Origin of the sequence: Streptomyces sp. NPDC052225 (assembly GCF_040679615.1) — a bacterium.
In the GTDB taxonomy this organism is placed as follows: Bacteria; Actinomycetota; Actinomycetes; order Streptomycetales; family Streptomycetaceae; genus Streptomyces.
On sequence record NZ_JBFAVD010000016.1, the window covers coordinates 1 to 21,615 of the forward strand.

The following is a 21,615-nucleotide window of genomic DNA, read 5'->3' on the forward strand; positions in this document are numbered from 1 at the left end:
GACCCCTTATTTTAACCAGCTCTTAACATCTTTCTTTCCTTAAACGTCGGTGTGGTGTTCTGTCGTGGGGCGGATCAGTGGGAAGCGGACCGCTCCGCGCCGGCCGGACGGTCCGCGACAGGCGGCCGCGGTCGCGCGGTCGAGCCGCGGACCACGAGCTCCGGTTCGAAGAGCAGTTCGCCCAGATGTGTCGGCGTTCCCTGGATCTGGGCGCTCAGGAGCTCGACCGCGGCGCGGCCCATCGCCTCGATGGGCTGGCGCACCGTCGAGAGCGGCGGGTCCGTGCACGTCATGAACGCCGAGTCGTCGAAGCCGACGACCGACAGATCCCCGGGTACGGACAGGCCCCGGCGGCGGGCCGCCCGGATCGCGCCGAGGGCGAGGGGGTCGCTGGCGCAGACGATGCCGGTGACGCCGCGTTCGAGGAGCCGGGCCGCGGACGCCTGGCCGCCTTCGAGCGAGAAGATCGACCGCTCGACGAAGGCGTCGTCCACATGCGTGCCCAGGGACCGCGCCACGCTCCGCGCCGCCTCCAGCTTGCGGCGGGAGGGGACGTGGTCGCCGGGCCCGAGCAGCAGGCCGATCCGTTCGTGGCCCAGCGAGGCGAGGTGGCGCCAGGCCTGTTCGACGGCGACCGCGTCGTCGCAGGCGACGCAGGGGAAGTCGAGGCCGGCCAGGGACGCGTTGACGAACACGGCGGGGATCCTCCGCTCCGCGAGCCTGCGGTAGTGCTCGTGCGGCGCGTCGGCCTCCGCGAAGAGACCGCCGGCGAAGACCACTCCGGAGACCTGCTGCTGGAGCAGCAGGTCCATGTAGTCGGCCTCGGAGACACCTCCCTTGGTCTGCGTGCACAGCAGGGGGGTGAGCCCCTGCTGGGCGAGGGCGCCACCGATGACGTCGGCGAACGCCGGGAAGATCGGGTTCTGGAGCTCGGGCAGGACGAGGCCTACGAGCCGGGAGCGTTCGCCGCGCAGTTGCGTCGGACGCTCGTAGCCGAGGACGTCGAGGGCCGTCAGGACGGAGAGCCGGGTCCCTTCCGAGACTCCGGGCCGCTCGTTGAGGACCCGGCTGACCGTCGCCTCGCTCACTCCGGCCTTCCTCGCCACGTGCGAGAGCTTCTGCCGTGCGCTCACGTCTGGAGCCAGACCGCCGTGTCACGCGGCAGTCCGCCCTGCCCGTCGAGCGGTCCGCTGCTGAGGATCAGCCGTTCGTAGGGCGGCAGGGGGGCCGGGGTGTCGGACAGGTTGACCACGCAGACGAGGCCGTGCGCGCGGGCGAAGGCCAGGACGCCGTCGTCCGAGGGGAGCCAGGTCATGGGGCCGTCGCCGAAGCCGGCCACGGTGCGGCGCAGCCGGAGCGCCGTGCGGTAGAGGGTGAGCATGGAGTCGGGTGTCGCGAGCTGCTCGTCGACGGCGTAGCGGCCCCAGTCGGCGGGCTGCGGCAGCCAGGGTTCGCCGCGGGAGCCGAAGCCGAAGTGTGGGGCGTCGGCGGACCAGGGCAGCGGCACCCGGCAGCCGTCGCGGCCTGGGTCGGTGCCGCCGGAGCGGAAGTGCATCGGGTCCTGGATCCGGTCCAGCGGTATGTCCGCCTCGGGCAGCCCGAGTTCCTCGCCCTGGTAGAGGTAGACGGAGCCGGGCAGGGCGAGGGTGAGCAGGGCGGCGGCGCGGGCGCGCCGGGTGCCGAGGTCCAGGTCGGTGGGGGTGCCGAAGGCCTTGGCGGCGAAGTCGAAGCCGGTGTCGGCGCGGCCGTAGCGGGTGACGGTGCGGGTCACGTCGTGGTTGCACAGGACCCAGGTCGCCGGGGCCTGGACGGGGGCGTGTTCGGCGAGGGTGTCGTCGATGGTGCGGCGCAGCCGTCCCGCGTCCCAGGGGCAGGCGAGGAAGTTGAAGTTGAAGGCGGTGTGCAGTTCGTCGGGGCGCAGATAGCGGGCGAAGCGTTCGGCGTCGGGCAGCCACACCTCGCCGACGAACATGCCCCCGTAGGTGTCGGCGATGGCGCGCCAGGAGCGGTAGATGTCGTGGATCTCGTCCTGGTCGATGTACGGGTGCGGGTCGACGCCCTCCTCGAAGTCGGCCAGCGCCGGGTGCTTGGCGAGCAGCGCGGCGGAGTCGATGCGCACCCCCGCGACACCGCGCTCGAACCAGAAGCGGAGCACGTCCTCGTGTTCCCGGCGGACGGCGGGGTGGGCCCAGTTGAGGTCGGGCTGCTCGGGTGCGAACAGGTGCAGGTACCACTCGCCGTCCGGGACGCGGGTCCAGGTGGCGCCGGCGAACTGGGACGGCCAGTTGTTGGGCGGGAGTTCGCCGTGCTCGCCGCGGCCGGGGCGGAAGTGGAACAGCTCCCGCTCGGGGCTGCCGGGTCCCGCGGCCAACGCGGCCCGGAACCATGCGTGTTGGTCGGACACATGGTTGGGGACGATGTCGACGACGACCCGGATCCCGAACTCGGCGGCCTCGGAGATCAGCTTCTCGGCCTCTTCGAGGGTGCCGAAGGCCGGGTCGATGGTGCGGTAGTCGGCCACGTCGTAGCCGCCGTCGACGAGCGGGGACACGTACCAGGGGGTGAACCACACGGCGTCGACGCCGAGTGCGCGCAAGTAGGGCAGATGGGCGCGGACGCCCGCGAGGTCCCCGGTGCCGTCGCCGTCTCCGTCCGCGAAGCTGCGTGGATACACCTGGTAGATGACGGCGTCGCGCCACCAGTCGTCGGTGCGCTGGGAGGGAAGGGCTGCCACGTGAGGTCCTTTCGGGCAGGTGGGACTCCGCCGCCGGCCGGGCGGGGGCATGGACAGGTGCGCCGGCGGCGGAGTGCTGTGGGGTGGTGGCGCGGCGTCAGCCCTTGAGGCTGCCGGCGGTGAGGCCCGCCATGATGCTGCGCTGGAAGAAGAGGAAGACGATGATCATCGGGACGCTGGCGATCACGAGTCCGGCCATGATCTGGTTCTGCGTCACCGCTCCCGCGGTCTGGGACAGGCCGACGCTGAGCGTCATCTTCTCGCTGTCGGGCAGGACGAGCAGCGGCCAGACGAAGTCCTTGAAGACGAGGACGACGGTGAAGATGGAGACGACGCCGAGGATGGGCCGCGAGATCGGCAGGATGATCGAGACGAGGACGCGCCACGGGGGCACGCCGTCGATCTCGGCCGCTTCGAGGATCTCGTTCGGGATGGAGTCGAAGAACCGCTTCAGGAGGAAGATGTTGAAGCCGTTCGCGGCGACCGGGAACCAGATCGCCCAGGGCGAGTTGAGCAGGTGCCAGCCGAAGATCGGCACGTCGGTCACGGTGATGTACGCGGGGATCATCACGACGATCGGCGGGATCATCAGGGTGGCGAGCATGCCCGCGAGGATCACGTTGCCGAACATCGGGCGGAGCTTGGACAGCGCGTACGCGGCGGACACGTCCACGGCGAGGGCGAACAGCCAGGCGCCGACCGCGTAGAACAGCGTGTTCTTCAGCAGGGTGCCGATGTCGAAGAGTTCCCAGGCGTCCGTGAACACCGAGAGGTCGGGGGACTTCGGGAAGAGGGTGGGCGGCATCTGGGCGATCTCCTCGCCCGTCTTCATCGCCCCGGTGACCATCCAGTACAGCGGGAAGACGAAGGTCAGGGTGAAACCGATCAGTACGGTCGCGAGCAGCGTCCAGTAGATCTTGCGGCCCCAGCGGGACTTGAGTTCCAGCGGGGAGACGATGGTGCGGGCGTGGCCGTCGGCCCAGGCGCCCCGGCGCTTCGTGTGCGGCACGTTCGGCACGGCCCTACTTCTCCTCTCGGGTCAGCCGGAGCTGGACCGCGGCGACGGCCAGCAGGACGAGCATCAGCATCAGGCCGAGCGCGCTGCCGGCCCCGTAGTTGCCGCCGTAGACGAAGGCGTACTGGTACATGAGGTAGACGACGGTGACCGTCGCGTTCTCCGGGCCGCCGCCGGTGAGCATGAACGGCTCGATGAACACCTGCATCGTGGCGACGATCTGGAGCATCAACATCAGCAGCAGGATCAGCCGGGTCTGCGGGATGGTGACGTGCCAGATCCGCTTGAGGATGCCGGCGCCGTCGAGTTCGGCGGCCTCGTACAGGTCACCGGGGATGTTCTGGAGGGCGGCCAGGTAGATCAGGACGCCGGAGCCGAGGTTCATCCAGGTCGAGACGATCACCAGGGAGATCAGCGCGGTGCTGGTGGAGTCGAGCCAGGACAGGGTCGGCAGCCCGACGAAGTCCAGGACCTGGTTGAACAGGCCCGGTCCTGGATCGTAGAACCAGCGGAAGAGGAGAACGGAGACGATCGGCGGCAGCATCACCGGCAGGTAGACGACGAACCTCAAGTAGGCGCGGGCGTGCCGCAGTTCGTTGAGGACGATCGCGACGGCGAACGGCACGATGTAGCCGCACAGCAGCGCGAGCAGCGTGAAGACGAGGGTGTTGCGCCAGGCCTGGCCGAACGCCGGGTCGTCCACCACCGTGCGGAAGTTGTCCAGGCCCACCCACTCGGGGGCGTCGACCAGGTTCGTCGACTGGAAGCTGAGGATGACCTCCCTGATGATCGGCCACCAGGCGAACATCGCGAAGCAGAACAGCGCGGCGCACAGGAACCCGTAGGCGGTCAGGTTCCTGCGTGCGCCCCGGCGCCGCTTGGTGGGCGGCCGCGGCCTGCGGTCCGGCGCGATCTGCCGCGTCGGTTCCTTGGTGAGTGTTTCCATCGTGATCTCCCGTTCCGGGCCGCCGACGCGGGGTGCCGCGCTGCTGCGCGAGCGGCACCCCGTGGCCGTTGCCGCGACCAGCTGGCGTCAGCGCTTGGCCAGGATCGAGTTGGCCTTGGACTCGGCGTCCGAGAGCAACTGGTCGATGTCGGCGTTCTCCCTGGTCAGGACCGCGGACATGGGCACGTCCAGGACGGCGTACAGCTCCTGGGCCTTCTCCGGCTCCAGCTTGGGCGTGATGCCGGTGGCGGCGGCCACGTACGGCTCGTAGTTCTCGACGGGGAGGGCCGCGTTCGCCTTGCGGCCCTCGATGATGGCCTTGCCGGTCGGGGAGTCGCCCATGTAGTCGTTGTTCGGGACGCCGACGGCCTCGCCGTTGGCCTTGCCCCGGGCGAAGTCGAGGCGGCCCTTGCCGGGGGTGTGGAACTCGAAGTCGATCCACTCCAGCGCGGCCTTGGTCTGGGCCGCGTTCGCCTTCGGGTTGATCATGTACGCCTCGCCGCCGGTGAGCGACGCCTTGCCGTCGGGTATCGCCGTGATGCCGTAGTCGGCGGCCTTGCCCTGGAACTTCTGGACGACGTCGGTGACGACGTCCGGCGCGCCGAGCATCATGCCCGTCTTGCCTGCGGCCATCTGCTGCATCAGCGACTCCCAGCCGATGAGGACCTTGCTGCCGGTGCTGTGGTCCTTCCACCGCATGTCGTGCAGGGTCTGCAACACGGCTTTGCCTTCAGGGCTGTTGAACGCGGCCTTGTGGTCGGTGACCATCTCGCCGCCGCGGCTGAACAGGGACTGCGCGAAGTGCCAGCCGCCCACGTTCCCGCCGCCGTACTCGCCGTAGCCGACGTAGCCGTCGCCGAGGCCCGCGATCTTCTTGGCCGCCGCGCGCACCTCGTCCCACGTCTTCGGCGGGCTGTCCGGGTCGAGCCCCGCCTGCTTGAACAGCTTGCGGTTGTAGACGAGACCGACGCTGTAGCTGACGTTGGGGATGCCGTAGACCTTGCCGTCCTTGGTGACCATGTCGCGGACGTCCTGCTTGATGTCGCCGTAGTTCTTCACCAGCTTCGTCTGTCCGGTGATGTCCTTGGCCTGCCGCTTGGCGATGACGTCGGCGTAGTTGGTGACCGGCACCATGAAGACGGTCTCCATCTGCCCGCCGGCCAGCTTCGCGGCGAAGGTCTTCGGGTCGAAGCACGGCTGCTGGTCGGTGCTCTTGACCTGCACGCCCGGGTGCGCCTTCTCGAACGTGGCGACGTCGTCGTCCCACGCCTTGCGCGTCTTCGGCGCGGTCTTCGCCGGCTGGCACGCCACGGTGATCGTGACGTCGCCGCCGGCATCGGAGCTCGACGAGTCACCCCCGCAGGCGGTGGCGGTGAGTGCGAGACCTGTCGTCAGAAGGATCGCGAGGTTACGGGGCTTCATTACGGCTCCTCTAGGGGTGACGCCCAAGCACTGCCCTGATCGGTGCGTCACATTAGGACGGCGTACAGATGTGCGCAAGATTTCGATCCAAGATTGCAAGATTACGACTGCATCACGACAGCTCCCGGATCACCGGCCGCCGCGCGACCCTCAGCACGAAAGACTTGCGTAAGCCTGTCAACTATTTGCAGTAGACGCGCGACATCTTGTGCACATCTGGTGGCAGTGCTTGAGTGTGCCCCGCCGAGCGGCTGACACCACCACCCCCTCCCCCACCAGGAAGGTGCACCCGCACATGAATCCCCTTGTAACGCCGCGCAGTTCGTACGTCCTCGCCGTCGCGGTCGCCCTCGTGGGCACCGTCGTCGGCGTCGCGGGCCCGGCGGCGGCGCGGCCCGCGCCGGAACCCACCGCGGCGGCCGCGCAGTCCGGCGCCGCGCTCCCCTTCACCTCCGCCGAGGCCGAGTCCGCGGCCACCACCGGCCGGAAGATCGGCCCCGACCACACGCAGGGCACACTCGCCTCCGAGGCGTCGGGCCGCCAGGCGGTGCGCCTGGACGCGGGCCAGAGCGTCGAGTTCACCCTGACCGGGGCGGCGAACGCCGTGAACGTCGCGGCCAGCGTGCCCGACGGGCAGAGCGGGACCCTCGCCGTGTACGTCAACGGCACCCGGCTCGACCGGTCCCTGCCCGTCACCTCCAAGTACAGCTATGTCGACACCCCGTGGATCGCTGGCGCCAAGACCCATCACTTCTTCGACAACGCCCGCCTGCTGCTCGGCCGCACTCTTCAGGCGGGCGACAAGGTGAAATTCGAGGCCACATCCACGCAAGTCACCGTCGACGTCGCCGACTTCGAGCAGGTGGCCGACCCGGCCGCCCGCCCCTCGGGCGCGATATCCGTCGTCGACAAGGGCGCGGACCCCACCGGTCAGCGGGACTCCACGCAGGCCTTCCGCGACGCGATCGCCGCGGCCAAGGGCAGCGGTGGCACGGTGTGGATCCCCGCGGGGAACTTCACGCTGGGCTCCGAGCTGAGCGGTGTGGAGAACGTGACGCTCCAGGGCGCCGGCAGCTGGCACTCGGTGGTGCACTCCTCGCGCTTCATCAACCAGTCAAGCTCCGCGGGGCGCGTGCACCTCAAGGACTTCGCGGTGATCGGCGAGGTCACCGAGCGCGTCGACGGCAACCCGGACAACTTCGTCAACGGCTCGCTGGGCCCCGGCTCCTCGGTCTCGGGCATGTGGATCCAGCACCTGAAGGTCGGACTGTGGCTGACCGGCAACAACGACAACCTCGTCGTGGAGGACAACCGCATCCTCGACACCACGGCCGACGGCCTCAACCTCAACGGCACGGCCAAGGGCGTCACCGTACGGAACAACTTCCTGCGCAACCAGGGCGACGACGCGCTCGCGATGTGGTCGCTCAACACCACCAACAGCGACTCGACGTTCGCGGACAACACGATCTCGCAGCCCAACCTGGCCAACGGGATCGCGATCTACGGCGGCCGCGACATCACCGTCACCGGCAACCTCGTACGGGACACCAACGCGCTGGGCAGCGGCATCGCGATCTCCAACCAGAAGTTCCTCGACCCGTTCCTGCCGCTCGCCGGCACCATCACGGTCGCCGGGAACACGCTCGTGCGGACCGGTGCGCTCAACCCCAACTGGGGCCATCCGATGGGGGCGTTGCGCGTCGACGCGTACGACAGCGCCATCGACGCCACCGTCAACATCACGGACACCACCATCGAGGACAGCCCGTACAGCGCGTACGAGTTCGTGTCCGGCAGCGGCACCGGCAAGGCCGTCAGGAACGTCACCGTCGACGGCTCGACCGTGGCCGGGGTCGGCACGGTCGTCGTCCAGGCGGAGACACCGGGCGCCGTGAAGTTCAGCAACGTCAAGGCCACCGGGGTCGGCGCGGCCGGGGTCTACAACTGCCCCTACCCGTCCGGGTCCGGCACCTTCACGCTCACCGACGGCGGCGGCAACACGGGCTGGGACAGCCGCTGGAACGACTGCTCAACGTGGCCGCAGCCGGGCGGCGGGAACACCGATCCGGACCCCGACCCCGATCCGACCGTCAACCTCGCCAAGGGGCGTACGGCGACGGCGACCGGTTCGACCGACGTCTACACGCCCGGCAAGGCCGTCGACGGCGACGCGAACTCGTACTGGGAGTCCACCAACAACGCCTTCCCGCAGGCGCTCACGGTCGACCTCGGCGCGGCGAAGGCGGTGCGCCGCGTCGTCCTGAAGCTGCCGCCGTCGGCGGCGTGGGGAGCGCGGACGCAGACGCTCTCGGTGCAGGGCGGCACCGACGGCTCGTCGTTCACCACGCTGGCCGCCTCGAAGGACTACCGCTTCGATCCGGCGAGCGGCAACACGGTGACCGTCACGCTGCCCGACAGCGTGCCCTCGACCCGCTATCTGCGGGTGCACGTGACCGCCAACTCGGGCTGGCCCGCCGCCCAGTTCAGCGAGGTCGAGGCGTACCTCGGCTGAGGCCTGAAGCGCTGGAGCACTGGAGCGCTGGAGCACTGAAGCGCTGGAGCGCTGAGCCGCATCCCCCACCCCACGAAAGGACCACCGTGAGACGCAGACCACGCGGCCGACGGTTCATCGCCGTCTGGCTGGGCACCGCACTCGCCACCGCCGGGTTCCTGCCCGCCGCCGTGGCGGCCCCGGCGCCGATCGCCGAGGCCGCCGTGAACCTGGCCCTGAACAAGCCGATCGAGGCATCGTCGTCGATCCAGAACTATGTGGCGACGAACGCCAACGACGGGAGTACGAGCACCTATTGGGAGGCGGGCAGCAACCCGTCGACGCTCACCGTGAAGCTCGGCGCCGACGCCGATCTCAGCTCGCTCGTCCTCAAGCTCAACCCGGACCCGGCCTGGTCGACCCGGACGCAGAGCATCGAGGTCCTGGGCCGCAAGGCGGCGGGCGACAGCTTCGGCACCGTGAAGGCCCGCGCGGACTACAGGTTCGACCCCGGTGCCAACCAGAACACGGTGACGATCCCGGTGTCGGGCAGTTACGCCGACGTCCAGCTGAAGATATCCGCCAACAGCTCCGGATACGCGGGGCAGATCGCCGAGTTCCAGGTCAACGGGACCCCGGCGCCGGCCCCCGACCTGACGGTGTCCGGTCTGAGCTGGGCGCCCGCGCAGCCCAGCGAGAGCGACGCCGTGCAGGTGAAGGCCACGGTGCGCAACACCGGTACGGCGCCGTCCCCCGCGACGACGCTCGACGTCAGCCTCGGCGGCACCGTCGCGGGCACCGCCTCCGTGGGCGCCCTCGACGCCGGGGCGTCGGCCGCGGTCACGGTCGACATCGGCAAGCGCGCGCAGGGCAGCTACACACTCTCGGCGCTGGTGGACCCGGGCGACACCGTCCGGGAGCTGGCCGAGGACAACAACAGCGCCGCCGCGGACAGCAAGTTGACGGTCAGTCAGAGCCCGGGTCCCGACCTGGAGGTCACGGGCATCACGTCCACCCCGGCGAACCCGGCCGTCGGCGCGCAGGTCACGTTCGCGGTGAAGGTCCACAACCGCGGCACCAGCGCGGTGAGCGCCGGCTCGGTGACCCGTCTGTCGGTCGGCGGCACGACGCTGAACGGAACGACGCCCGCCGTCGCCGCGGGCGAGAGCGCCACCGTCGACATCTCCGGGAGCTGGACCGCGACCAGCGGAGGCGCCACGCTGACCGCGACCGCCGACGCCACGAACGTGGTGAGCGAGACGAACGAGAACAACAACGTCCTCGCGCGCTCCGTCGTCGTCGGCCGCGGCGCCGCGGTGCCGTACACGGAGTACGAGGCGGAGGACGGCCGCTACGACGGCACACTCCTGAAGGCGGACGCCGAGCGCACCTTCGGGCACACGAACTTCGCCACCGAGTCCTCCGGCCGCGCCTCGGTCCGTCTCAACTCGACCGGCCAGTATGTGGAGTTCACCTCGAAGAACGCGACCAACTCGATCGTCGTGCGCAACTCCCTGCCGGACGCGCCGAACGGCGGCGGGCAGGAGAAGACACTGAGCCTGTACGCCGACGGGAAGTTCGTGCAGAAGCTGACCCTGTCGTCCAAGCACAGCTGGCTGTACGGGACCACGGACCAGCCCGAGGGCCTGACGAACACCCCCGGCGGCGACGCCCGCCGGCTCTTCGACGAGACCCACGCGCTGCTCACGCAGACCTATCCGCAGGGCACGACGTTCCGGTTGCAGCGCGACGCCGGTGACGACGCCGCGTACTACATCGTGGACCTGATCGACCTGGAGCAGGTGGCCCCGGCGGCGAGCAAGCCCGCCGAGTGCACCTCGATCACCGCTTACGGGGCGGTCCCGAACGACGGGATCGACGACGCCGACGCGATCCAGAAGGCCGTGACCGCCGACCAGAAGGGCGAGATCGCCTGCGTGTGGATCCCGGCCGGGCAGTGGCGCCAGGAGAAGAAGATCCTCACCGACGACCCGCTCAACCGCGGCCAGTACAACCAGGTCGGCATCCGTGACGTGACCATCCGCGGCGCCGGCATGTGGCACTCCCAGCTGTACTCGCTGATCCCGCCGCAGGACGCGGGCGGCATCAACCATCCGCACGAGGGCAACTTCGGTTTCGACATCGACGACAACACCAAGATCTCCGACATCGCGATCTTCGGCTCGGGCACCATCCGCGGCGGCGACGGCAACGCCGAGGGCGGCGTCGGCCTCAACGGCCGCTTCGGCAAGAACACCAAGATCAGCAATGTCTGGATCGAGCACGCCAACGTCGGCACCTGGGTCGGCCGCGACTACAGCAACATCCCCGAGCTGTGGGGCCCCGGCGACGGCCTGGAGTTCACCGGCATGCGGATCCGCAACACCTACGCGGACGGCATCAACTTCACCAACGGCACCCGCAACTCGACCGTCTTCAACTCCTCGTTCCGCAACACCGGCGACGACGCGCTCGCCGTCTGGGCCAGCAAGTACGTCAAGGACACCTCCGTCGACGTCGGCCACGACAACGCGTTCCGCAACAACACGGTGCAGCTGCCGTGGCGGGCCAACGGCATCGCGGTGTACGGCGGCTACGGCAACAAGATCGAGAACAACCTGGTCTACGACACGATGAACTACCCCGGCATCATGCTGGCCACCGACCACGACCCGATCCCGTTCTCCGGCCAGACCCTGATCGCGAACAACGGTCTGTACCGCACCGGCGGGGCGTTCTGGAACGAGGACCAGGAGTTCGGCGCGATCACGCTGTTCGCCCAGGGCCCGGACATCCCCGGGGTCACCATCCGCGACACCGACATCCACGACTCGACGTACGACGGCATCCAGTTCAAGACGGGTGGCGGCGCGATCCCGGACGCGAGGATCAGCAATGTCACGATCTCCAAGTCCAACAACGGCTCCGGCATCCTCGCCATGGGCGGGGCACGGGGCAGCGCGACGCTCACGAACGTCACGATCAGCGGTTCGCGGGACGGGGACGTCCTGATCGAACCCGGCTCGCAGTTCGTGATCAACGGCTCCGCCAACAAGTAGGAGGGCTGCCTGCCTGCCGCCCGGATCCCCGTGACGGGGGTCCGGGCGGCAGGCCCGAGCGGCCGCTCGGTGTTAATCTGAGACCTTTGCGATCCTGCCGGGCCTTCCTCGGTACGTCACCTACGCGGAAGGCTCCTCATGGACTCCTCGAACCCGGCCACGGCGCCCGTCGTCTCCTTCGCCGACCTCGACCTGCCGCCGGCGCTGCTGCGCACCCTCACCGAGCAGGACGTACGGGAGCCCTTCCCGATCCAGGCGGCCACGGTGCCCAGCGCGCTCGCGGGCCGCGACGTCCTGGGGCGCGGGCGCACCGGCTCGGGCAAGACCCTCGCGTTCGGTCTGCCGCTGCTCGCGCGCACGGCCGGGCGCCGCGCCGACGCGAAGCAGCCCCTCGCACTGGTCCTGGTGCCGACGCGCGAGCTGGCCCAGCAGGTCACCGAGGCGCTCACCCCGTACGCCGGGGCGCTGCGGCTGCGGATGGCCACGGTCGTCGGCGGCATCTCGATCGGCCGCCAGGTCGCCGCGCTGCGGGACGGCGCCGAAGTCGTCGTGGCCACCCCGGGCCGGCTGCACGACCTGATCGAGCGCAAGGCGTGCCGGCTGGACAAGGTGCGGATCACGGTCCTGGACGAGGCGGACCAGATGTGCGACATGGGGTTCCTGCCGCAGGTCACCGAGGCGCTCGACCAGGTGCGCGCGGGCGGCCAGCGGATGCTGTTCTCCGCGACCCTGGACCGTGACGTCGACGAGCTCGTCAGCCGCTACCTGCACGACCCCGTCGTCCACGAGGTCGACCCGTCGGCGGGCGCGGTGACGACGATGGACCACCACGTGATGGTCGTGCACGGGCCCGACCGGTACGCCGTCACGACGGAGATCGCCGCCCGCGACGGCCGCGTCCTGCTCTTCCTCGACACCAAGCACGGCGTGGACCTGCTCACCCGGCACCTGCGGGCGAACGGGGTGCACGCCGCGGCGCTGCACAGCGGCAAGTCGCAGCCGCAGCGGAGCAAGACCCTGGCCCAGTTCAAGAGCGGCGCGATCACCGCGCTGGTGGCGACGAACGTCGCGGCGCGCGGCCTGCACGTCGACGACCTCGACCTCGTGGTGAACGTCGACCCGCCCACCGACCCCAAGGACTATCTGCACCGCGCGGGCCGCACGGCGCGGGCCGGCGAGTCCGGCCGCGTCGTCACCCTGGTCCTGTCGGGGCAGCGCCGCGAGATGAGCGCGCTCCTCGTCGAGGCCGGCGTCGAACCGACGGTCACCAAGGTGCGCTCGGGCGAGGCGGAGCTGAGCCGGATCACGGGCGCCAGGAAGCCGTCGGGCACACCGCTGGACAGCGACCCCGCCGCGGCGAAGCCCAAGAACACCAACGCCCCGTTCCGCGGTCTCGGCTCCAGCAAGGGCGCACCGGCCGCCGGCGGCAGTGGCGGTGGCGGCAAGGGCGGCAGCGCGGGCGGCGGCAAGTCCCGCAAGGCCGGCGAGGCGCGCAAGCTCGCCGAGGCCCGCAAGGCGGCGGCGATGCGCCGCCGCGGCCGCTGAACACCCCTCCCCCGGCGGGCAGTTGAGCATGCCCAGGACTTTGAACTCATCGATGACAAAGTCTGGACGGGATCGGCAGAAGTCTTCTAGCGTGACGGCGCAACCGTAGGCGTAATAGCTCGACCGGGGTGCAATCCGGCGGCCTCCGGTCCCGTCCTGGAGGACCGATGCATCCACGGCTGTTCCCGCGCGCCCGAAGACGGCTCACCACCCTGCTCGTCGGAGGCTTCCTGGCCGGAGGGATCTGGACCGCTCCCCCGTCCGCCGCCGCGCCCGACGACATCCCGCCGCAGGAGCCGGGCGTCACCCTGCGCGTCTTCGACACCCAGGTCCCGCTCAGCAAGCTCTGCGCGCTGAAGCCCCGGCAGACCCCCAACCACGACAAGCTCATGCCGACCGTGGACTGGTCCACGACCGACGACTTCGGCGGGTTCGCCGACAACTTCTCGGCCGAGGCGTCCGGCTATCTGGTGATCCCGAGCGACGGCACGTACACGTTCCGGCTCACCAGTGACGACGGCTCGCGCCTGACGATCGACGACCGCGAGGTCATCGACCACGACGGACTGCACGGCGCCGAGCCCAAGGACGGATCCGTCCAACTCGCCGCCGGTTCCCACCCGTTCCGCGTCGACTACTTCGAGCGGACCGGCGGCCAGCAGCTCACGCTGGCGTGGAAGCCGCCGGGCGCGGGCGACTTCACCGTCGTACCGCGCGAGGCGCTGAGCACCGACGCGGGCGTGGTCCGGGTGACCGCGCCGGGCCGCAAGGAGTGCGAGTCGGGCGCGGACAGCCCCGGCGACGGCCTGCCGCTGGCCGGCGTGCGCCCCGACCTCGACCTCACCGATCTGCGCCCCGACGGCTTCGAGCCGCAGGTCACCGGCATGGACTGGCTGCCGGACGGACGCCTCGCGCTCAGCACGTGGGGCGGGTCGCAGAACAAGGACGGCGAGGTGTACGTCCTCGACCACGTCACCGGGGACACCAGCCGCGACAAGGTGACCGTGAAGAAGGTCGCGAGCGGGCTGCGCGAACCGATGGGCATCAAGTACGTCGACGGCTCGCTGTACGTCTCGCAGAAGCACGAGCTGACCCAACTCGTCGACACCGACAAGGACTTGGTGACCGACGCGTACCGCACGGTCGCCACCTGGCCGTACGGCGGGAACTTCCACGAGTTCGCGTTCGGCCTCCTCTACAAGGACGGCTACTTCTACGTGAACCTGTCCGTCGCCATCAACTACGGCGGCGCGACCACCACCCCGCAGCCCGCGCCCGGTCGCGGCACCACGTACAAGGTCAGCAGGAAGACCGGGAAGATCCACGCGGTCGCGGGCGGTCTGCGCACGCCGAACGGGATCGGCTGGGGCCCCGACGGGGACATCTTCACCACCGACAACCAGGGCGGCTGGCTGCCCGCGTCGAAGCTGGTGCAGATCAGACAGGACCGCTTCTTCAACCACTACACGGAGCCGTCGGGCCCGTTCGACGACCAGCCCGTCACCCGTCCCGTGCTGTGGCTGCCGCAGAACGAGATCGCCAACTCCCCCAGTACTCCGCTGTACCTGAAGCAGGGGCGCTTCGCCGGGCAGATGCTCTTCGGCGACGTCACCTACGGCGGGTTGCAGCGCGCCTACCTGGAGAAGGTGAAGGGCCAGTACCAGGGCGCCGTGTTCCGCTACACGCAGGGCCTGGAGGCCGGGGTCAACCGGATCACGATGGGGCCCGACGGCGCGATCTACGCGGGCGGGCTCGGCGCCGACGGCAACTGGGGCCAGGAAGGCAAGCTGAAGTTCGGCCTCCAGAAGCTGACGCCGAACGGCGGTAACACCTTCGACGTCAAGGAGATGCGCGCGGTCCCCGGCGGCTTCGACCTGGAGTACACGCAGCCGCTGTCGCAGGCCACCGCCGAGAAGCTGGCCGAGCGGTACACGGCCGAGCAGTGGCGGTACACGCCGACGTCCGACTACGGCGGCCCGAAGATCGGCGAGGAGAAGCTCGCGGTGCGCTCGGCGACGCTCGCCGACGACGGCCGCACCGTGCGGCTGCGGCTCGACGGCCTCAAGCCCGACCGCGTCGTGCACCTGCGCTCCCCGCGCCCCTTCGCGTCCGACTCCGGCGAGACGCTGTGGAGCACCGAGGCCTGGTACACGCTCAACGCGCTGCCGGGCGAGCAGCCGCCGCCCGCCACCCTGTACGAGGCGGAGGAGGCACGCCTGACGGGCACGGCCGGCATCAACACCGACCACCCCGGCTACTCGGGCAGCGGTTTCGTCGACCGCTACAACACCGAGGGCAAGGCCGCGACGACCTTCGACGTCACCGTCCCCGAGGCCGGCGACTACGACGTGAACCTGCGCTACTCGAACGGCCCCAACCCGTTCCAGGGCACCAAGTCCCTTTCCCTGTACGCCAATGGGGACAAGCTGCGCCAGACGAAGCTGGCGTCGACGGGCACCTGGGACGCGTGGTCGACGCAGACCGAGCGCGTCACGCTCAAGGCGGGCCGCAACACGCTCGCCTACCGCTTCGACGCCGGCGACACCGGGCACGTCAACCTCGATCTGATCACCGTGCGCCCGCACGGCGCCCCGGTCGCCCTCTTCGACGGGACGGCCGCCTCGCAGGCCCAGTGGCAGCACACCGACGGGCGGCGCCTGGAGTGGCCGCTCACCGCCGAGGACTCGATGGAGGTGTGCTGCGGGGACATCCGCACCAAGGACGCGTACGGGGACTTCAAACTGCACGTGGAGTTCCGGGTGCCCCTGCTGCCCGACGACGTGACCGGGCAGAACCGCGGCAACAGCGGCATCTACCTCCAGGACCGCTACGAATTGCAGATCCTCGACTCGTACGGCGACACGACCCTCGACACGAACGAGGCCGGGGCGATCTATCTGAAGAAGGCGCCGGACGTCAACGCGGCGACGGCGCCGGAGAGTTGGCAGACCTACGACATCACGTTCCGCGCGGCACGCTTCGACGACGGCGGCAAGAAGACCGCCGACGCGCGGGTCACGGTCGTGTGGAACGGCACGAAGGTCCACGACGACGTGGCGATCGACGGTCCGACCGGCGCGGGCGCGCCGGAGGGCCCGTCGGCCGGGGCGATCCGGCTCCAGGACCACGGGAACAAGGTCCGGTTCCGCAACATCCGTGTGGAGCCGCTGAGTTGAGCACCTTCCGGTGAGGTGCGGGCCGCGCCCACGCTGTCGTGGGCGCGGCCTTCTCGCGTCAGGAGCCGGCCGACACCGGCGAGTCGGTGCGGGCGCCGACCGACCCCTGGGTCGCGGACTTCGGCACCGCCCGGTCGTCGCGCAGCGCGGACCACACCCGGTGCGCGGCCTTGTCCATCGGCAGGACGCGTCCGGCGTCCCTGGCGTCGTAGGTGACGGGCAGGGTGACCATGTGGGTACGGTCCGGGCTGATGCCCTTCAACTCCTCGGCCAGACCGAGGAGTTTGCCCGCCGAGGCGAGGCCGGAGTCCGCGCTGATGCTCTTGGTGGCGGTGTCCGCGAGGGCGTAGGACGTGGCGGGGCTGCCGAGCGGGTCCACGGTCTCGGCCCGGTGGATGAGGGCCTTCATGAACGCCTGCTGGAGCTGGATGCGGCCGAGGTCGCTGCCGTCGCCGACGCCGTGCCGGGTGCGGACGAGCGCGAGGGCGTCCTCGCCCTTCAGCCGGTGCTCACCGGCGGACAGGCGCAGCCCGCTGCCGGAGTCGTGGATCGCCCGCTCGGTGGTGATGTCGACGCCGCCGAGCTGGTCGATGAGTTTCCGGAAGCCCTTGAAGTCGACTTCGAGGTAGTGGTCCATGCGGACGCCGGACATCTTCTCCACGGTCTTCACGGTGCAGGCGGGGCCGCCCATGGCGTACGAGGAGTTGAACATGGTCTGCTGGGCGCCGGCCACGGTGCCGCCGCCGGGCTTGGCGCACGTGGGCCGCTCGACCATCGTGTCGCGCGGGATGCTGACGACAGACGCCTTCCGGTGGGTCTTGTCGACGTGCAGCACCATCGCGGTGTCGGCGCGGGCGCCGAGGACGCCGCTGCCGTACTCGCCGTGCGTTCCGGCGCGCGAGTCGGAGCCGAGCAGCAGGATGTTCATCGCCCCGTCGTGCCGGGCGGTCGGCCGGTCGTGGCCGAGCAGGGCGTTCATGTCGGTGCCCTGGATGTTCCCGTCGAGGTGCTGCCAGGCGTACGCCACCCCGCCGCCTCCGGCGACGACCAGGGCGAGGGCGCCCCATGCGACGTAGCGCAGCCCCTTCTTACGTGCCTTGTGTGCCTTGCGGGACCTGCGCGCCATGCGTCGCACCTCCTCGTCGTCGTTGTCCGTCCGGTCAGTACGCGGAGTCGACGTTGTCGATCGAGCCGTACGTGGCGGCGGCGTAGTTGGCGGCGGCGGTGATGTTGGCGACCGGGTCGGTCAGGTCGTTCGCGGTGCCCGCCACGTGGTAGGTGTCGAAGGTCGGCTGGATGACCTGGAGCAGCCCCTTGGACGGGGTGCCGTTCTGCGCGTTGACGTCCCAGCCGTTCACGGCCTCCGGGTTGCCGGAGGACTCGCGCATGATGTTGCGGTGCAGCCCCTCGTACGTACCGGGGATGCCCTTCGCCTTCATGATGTCGAGGGATTCGCGGATCCAGCCGTCGAGGGTGTCCGGGTAGGACTTCTGCGCGGTCGCGGCCTGCTTCGGCGCGGCCGGTTCGGCGGCCTGGGCGGGCGAGGGGACCAGCGTGAGCGCGGCGGCCGCGGCACCCGCGGTGGCGATCCCGGCGATCGAGATCCTGCGGATCCGGGCGGTGCGGGTGGTGGCGCGGTCGGCGGGCGTCAGCGTGGGCATACGGATGTGTCTCTCCCTGCGTTCAGTACGTCCGGACTGCCCGGAACGTCAGCCAGGGTTAGGCGCGTCCGGAGCGCGGCGCAAAGAAGTGACGTACTACCTGGGTACGCAGAAAGGACTTTCGTCCCGGCCGTTCGCCCGTCGCACAGCGGGCGGGCAGGGGCCTGCGGCGTCTACGACCGGGGTTAGCAGGTGGCGTGGCCCACATGGGAGAGGTCACAGGAAAGGCGCCACGGGAGCGTTCTCCGCGGCGCGGTCAGCCCGCCACGTCCGCGTCGGCGCGGACCGCGACGGCCCACTCGGCGACGAGCCCTTCGTACTCGCGGCGCTGGTCGTCGTTGAGCCAGCCGCCGGAGCGGAGCATGAGCAGGCGGATCTGCGCGTTGAGCTCCTCAGCGGATCGCCTGGTGCCCAGCGAATATGTGACGGACATATGAAGAACCGTAGCGTCAGGAGTGAAGCTGAAGCCAGAGCATTACACGCCATGCACGGTCTGTCACTGTCCGGTCTGTCACTGCACGGTCAGAACGATCTTTCCGCGGGTGCGGCCCTCCTGGTTGAGGCGCCACGCGGCGGCGGTTTCGGCCAACGGGAACGTGCGATCCACGTGCACCGTCAGCGCCCCCGAGTCGGCCAGGCCGGCAAGGGCCGTCAGGTCGGCGGCGTCCGGGCGGACCCACACGTAATGGCCGCCCTTGGTGGCCGCCTCGCCGTCGGTGACGGACGCCACCCGGTCACGGCTCTTGAGGAGCTGCTGCGAGATGTCCACGGCGCCCTCGCCGATGAAGTCGAGCGCGGCGTCGATGCCGTCGGGCGCGAGTTCCCGTACGCGGTCCACGAGACCGTCGCCATAGGTGACCGGCTCCGCGCCGAGCTCACGGAGGAAGGCGTGGTTGCGTTCGCTGGCCGTGCCGATCACCCGGGCGCCCAGCGCGGCGGCGATCTGCACCCCCAGGGAGCCGACCCCTCCGGCGGCGGCGTGGATCAGCACCGTCTCCCCCTTGGCCAGGCCGACCCGCTTGACGCACTGGTACGCGGTGAGGCCCGCGAGCGGCGCCCCCGCGGCCTGCTCCCAGGTGAACGCCCGCGGCTTCCTGGCCAGCGTGCGGACCGGGGCGGAGACCAGTTCGGCGTACGAGCCGTTCTGGGCCCAGTCCTTGCGGACGTAGCCGAAGACCTCGTCCCCGACCGCGAACTCCCCGGCGTCGAGGCCGACGCTCTCCACGACACCGGCGACGTCCCAGCCCGAGATCAGCGGGAACCGGACCTCCATGATCGGGTCCAGGTAGCCTGCCGCGAGCTTCCAGTCCACCGGGTTGACGCCCGCCGCCTTCACCCGGATCAGGACCTCTCCGGGTGCGACCTTCGGGTCAGGCAGTTCCAGAAGCCGCAGGTCATCGGCGGAGCCGTACTGGTCGAGCGCAATTGCCTTCATGGTTCGAGGTCGCTTTCCGACGGAATGGGATGGTCCGTACCTCGAATCTACGGTCGCCGACGGGTCCGCACCAGCGCGGATCGGTCAGTCGCCGTCCGTCGGCTCCTCGGCGTTGCGCCAGACCGTCACGTCGAGGGTGACGTACTTGCTCGGGTCGTTCACTCCCGACCTGCCGCGGTACGTGACGACGGCGATGTGCCCGGAGTCGCTGCGGACGCAGATCTCCGAACCGGCCGTCAGCTGGGCGAGGACGATCTTCTCGGTGTAGCGGGTCTCCGCGCGGCAGGTCTTCAAGGAGCCCTGCTGCGCGTTGTTGAGGAGGACCAGTTTGCCGTTGTCGGTGCCGATCTGCTGGTCGTCGGCGCTGTCGCCGCCGTAGTAGTAGTAGTACAGGTCACCGTGCATGTACATGGCCCCGGTGTCGCCGCCGTCGATCGGCTTCGGCGGGTTGTCCGCGAGCTGGAGGTAGTAGTCCTCGGTGAGATCGATGCCCTTGTAGGTCGCCGGCTTGGGGTCGGGCAGTTTGCCGCTGCCGCCGCCCTTGGCACTCCCGCCCGAGCTGCTGGAGTTACTGGATCCGGCCTGGCCGTCCCCGGACCCCTCGTCCGGCACCAGGGCACCGATGATCGCCAGCGCGGCGAAGACGCCCACCACGACCCCGGCGACGATCAGTCCCGTCCGCTTCTTCGGCGGGGGCGGTGTGGGCCACGGCCTCGGTCCGTGCATGCCCGGTCCCTGCGGGGGCGCGTAGCCGCGGTTCCACTGGGGGGCGGGCGCGGGCGTCGGGTACGGGGCCCGCGCCTGCACGGAGGGGTGGGGCGCCGTGTGCGCGTACGGGGACGGCGGCGGCGTGTGCGGGCTGAACGCGGTCGGGACGTGCGGGGGCGCCCCGAGCGGGGGCGCGGGGGTGGCCGCGGCGGTCGGCGGGGGCGGGGTGGGCGCTGCCCCGACGGGCGGGGTCGGCGCGCTAGCGGCGGGCGCCGGCGTCGGGGCTGGCTCGGGCAGGCGCAGTCGCTCGGTGATGGAGCTGGCGAAGGTCTGCGGCAGCCAGTCCTCGCCCTGGCGCAGCGGGGTCGGGGACAGCTCGTGGCACTTCGTGATGATCTCGGTCAGGCTCGGCCGGTCGGCGGGGTCACGGCTGAGGCAGTGGGTGACCAACGGCCGCAGTTCGTCCGGGAGTTGGCTGAGGTCCGGGTCCTCGTGCACGATCCGGTACAGCACCGCGTGCGAGGACCCCTCGCCGAACGCCGGCTTGCCGATCGCGGCGAAGGCGGCGATCTGGCCCAGGGCGAACACGTCGGTGGCGGGGGTGATCGTGCCGGCCGCCGCCTGCTCCGGGGCCATGAAGTGCGGCGTGCCCACGGACACGCCGGTGCCGGTCAGCGAGGTCGCGTCGGCCGCGCGGGCGATACCGAAGTCGATGACCCGCGGCCCGTCAGCGGCCAGCAGGACGTTGGCGGGCTTGAGGTCACGGTGCACGATGCCCGCACCGTGGATGACGTGCAGCGCCTCGGCGACGCCGACCGTGAGCAGGAGCGTGCTGCGCAGCGGCAGGGCGCCGTGCTGGGCGACGGCGTGCGCCAGCGAGGGCCCGGGCACGTACGCGGTGGCCAGCCAGGGCTGCTGCCCCTTGGTGTCGCCGTCGATGACGGGCGCGGTGTAGAGCCCCTGCACCCGCTGCGCGGAGCTGACCTCCTGCTCGAACCGGCGCCGGAACTCCGGGTCCTGGCTGAACTCGGGCCGGATCACCTTCAGCGCGATGGGCCTGCCGCCCGGCGTGTACGAGAGGTACACCTTGCCCATCCCACCGGTGCCCAGAACGGCGGCCAGCCGGTATCCGCCCACCACCGGCGGGTCGTCGGCCCCGAGCGGCTGAAACAGCTCCGCCGAAGGTGTCACCATGTCGCATCGTCCCCTGCTCAAGGGCAACGTCCGTCGCCCGGTCCCCGAAGTCCCCGGAAACATATCGAATCCGCGGGGCACTTCTGTGAGCACGGTCGCAACAGTCGCGCTACAACGTGCCGAGTCCGGCGCGCCGGGTGCGCGAACGGGTCGAGCTGCAGGAGCGGCGGGACCCGCACGTCGCACTCCACGACGGTTCCGGTGAGGCGGGCGACCCCGCGGCCCG

The 21,615-nt window shown here is 70.3% G+C and carries 14 protein-coding genes; 4 read left to right on the forward strand and 10 right to left on the reverse strand.

Annotated features, from left to right (window positions below; translation table 11 throughout):
* Positions 1–74: 74 nt before the first annotated feature.
* From AB0L37_RS22795 to AB0L37_RS22815, 5 genes are all read right to left on the reverse strand, one after another.
* A complete protein-coding gene (locus AB0L37_RS22795) occupies positions 75–1,133 on the reverse strand; it encodes a LacI family DNA-binding transcriptional regulator (RefSeq protein ID WP_365508310.1) in 1,059 nt (352 codons plus the stop codon).
* A complete protein-coding gene (locus tag AB0L37_RS22800) occupies positions 1,130–2,734 on the reverse strand; it encodes a glycoside hydrolase family 13 protein (RefSeq protein WP_365508313.1) in 1,605 nt (534 codons plus the stop codon). Before AB0L37_RS22800 ends, AB0L37_RS22795 begins: the two co-directional genes overlap by 4 nt.
* A 97-nt stretch (positions 2,735–2,831) precedes the next feature.
* Positions 2,832–3,752, reverse strand: a complete 921-nt coding sequence (locus AB0L37_RS22805) for a carbohydrate ABC transporter permease (protein WP_365508316.1) — start codon at positions 3,750–3,752, stop codon at positions 2,832–2,834.
* A gap of 4 nt (positions 3,753–3,756) precedes the next feature.
* Complete coding sequence (locus tag AB0L37_RS22810) at positions 3,757–4,695, reverse strand: sugar ABC transporter permease (RefSeq protein WP_365508319.1); 939 nt, start codon at positions 4,693–4,695, stop codon at positions 3,757–3,759.
* Between the two features lie 87 nt (positions 4,696–4,782).
* A complete protein-coding gene (locus tag AB0L37_RS22815; protein WP_365508322.1) occupies positions 4,783–6,117 on the reverse strand; it encodes an extracellular solute-binding protein in 1,335 nt (444 codons plus the stop codon).
* Positions 6,118–6,412: 295 nt separating this feature from the next.
* Between AB0L37_RS22815 and AB0L37_RS22820 the strand changes: the two genes are divergently transcribed.
* From AB0L37_RS22820 to AB0L37_RS22835, 4 genes are all read left to right on the forward strand, one after another.
* Positions 6,413–8,632: a discoidin domain-containing protein gene (locus tag AB0L37_RS22820; RefSeq protein WP_365508325.1), complete on the forward strand. Its 2,220-nt coding sequence runs from the start codon at positions 6,413–6,415 to the stop codon at positions 8,630–8,632.
* Between the two features lie 158 nt (positions 8,633–8,790).
* Positions 8,791–11,670 carry a CARDB domain-containing protein gene (locus AB0L37_RS22825; protein ID WP_365508745.1) on the forward strand — a complete coding sequence of 960 codons (2,880 nt, stop codon included), beginning with the start codon at positions 8,791–8,793 and terminating at the stop codon, positions 11,668–11,670.
* Between the two features lie 138 nt (positions 11,671–11,808).
* Complete coding sequence (locus AB0L37_RS22830) at positions 11,809–13,215, forward strand: DEAD/DEAH box helicase (protein WP_365508328.1); 1,407 nt, start codon at positions 11,809–11,811, stop codon at positions 13,213–13,215.
* Between the two features lie 167 nt (positions 13,216–13,382).
* On the forward strand, positions 13,383–16,391 hold the full coding sequence (locus AB0L37_RS22835) for a family 16 glycoside hydrolase (protein ID WP_365508331.1): 3,009 nt from the start codon (positions 13,383–13,385) through the stop codon (positions 16,389–16,391).
* Between the two features lie 58 nt (positions 16,392–16,449).
* Here AB0L37_RS22835 and AB0L37_RS22840 read toward each other — a convergent pair whose 3' ends face one another.
* The 5 genes from AB0L37_RS22840 to AB0L37_RS22860 all read right to left on the reverse strand — a co-directional run bounded on the left by AB0L37_RS22840 (position 16,450) and on the right by AB0L37_RS22860 (position 21,389).
* Positions 16,450–17,517: an LCP family protein gene (locus tag AB0L37_RS22840; protein ID WP_365508334.1), complete on the reverse strand. Its 1,068-nt coding sequence runs from the start codon at positions 17,515–17,517 to the stop codon at positions 16,450–16,452.
* Positions 17,518–17,551: 34 nt separating this feature from the next.
* Positions 17,552–18,052 carry a transglycosylase SLT domain-containing protein gene (locus tag AB0L37_RS22845; protein ID WP_365508337.1) on the reverse strand — a complete coding sequence of 167 codons (501 nt, stop codon included), beginning with the start codon at positions 18,050–18,052 and terminating at the stop codon, positions 17,552–17,554.
* 256 nt (positions 18,053–18,308) lie between these two features.
* A complete protein-coding gene (locus AB0L37_RS22850) occupies positions 18,309–18,485 on the reverse strand; it encodes a hypothetical protein (protein ID WP_365508340.1) in 177 nt (58 codons plus the stop codon).
* Positions 18,486–18,563: 78 nt separating this feature from the next.
* Entirely contained in the window at positions 18,564–19,487 is a 924-nt protein-coding gene (locus AB0L37_RS22855; protein WP_365508343.1) for an NADP-dependent oxidoreductase, read from the reverse strand.
* Positions 19,488–19,571: 84 nt separating this feature from the next.
* Positions 19,572–21,389, reverse strand: a complete 1,818-nt coding sequence (locus AB0L37_RS22860; protein WP_365508346.1) for a serine/threonine-protein kinase — start codon at positions 21,387–21,389, stop codon at positions 19,572–19,574.
* Positions 21,390–21,615: the final 226 nt, after the last annotated feature.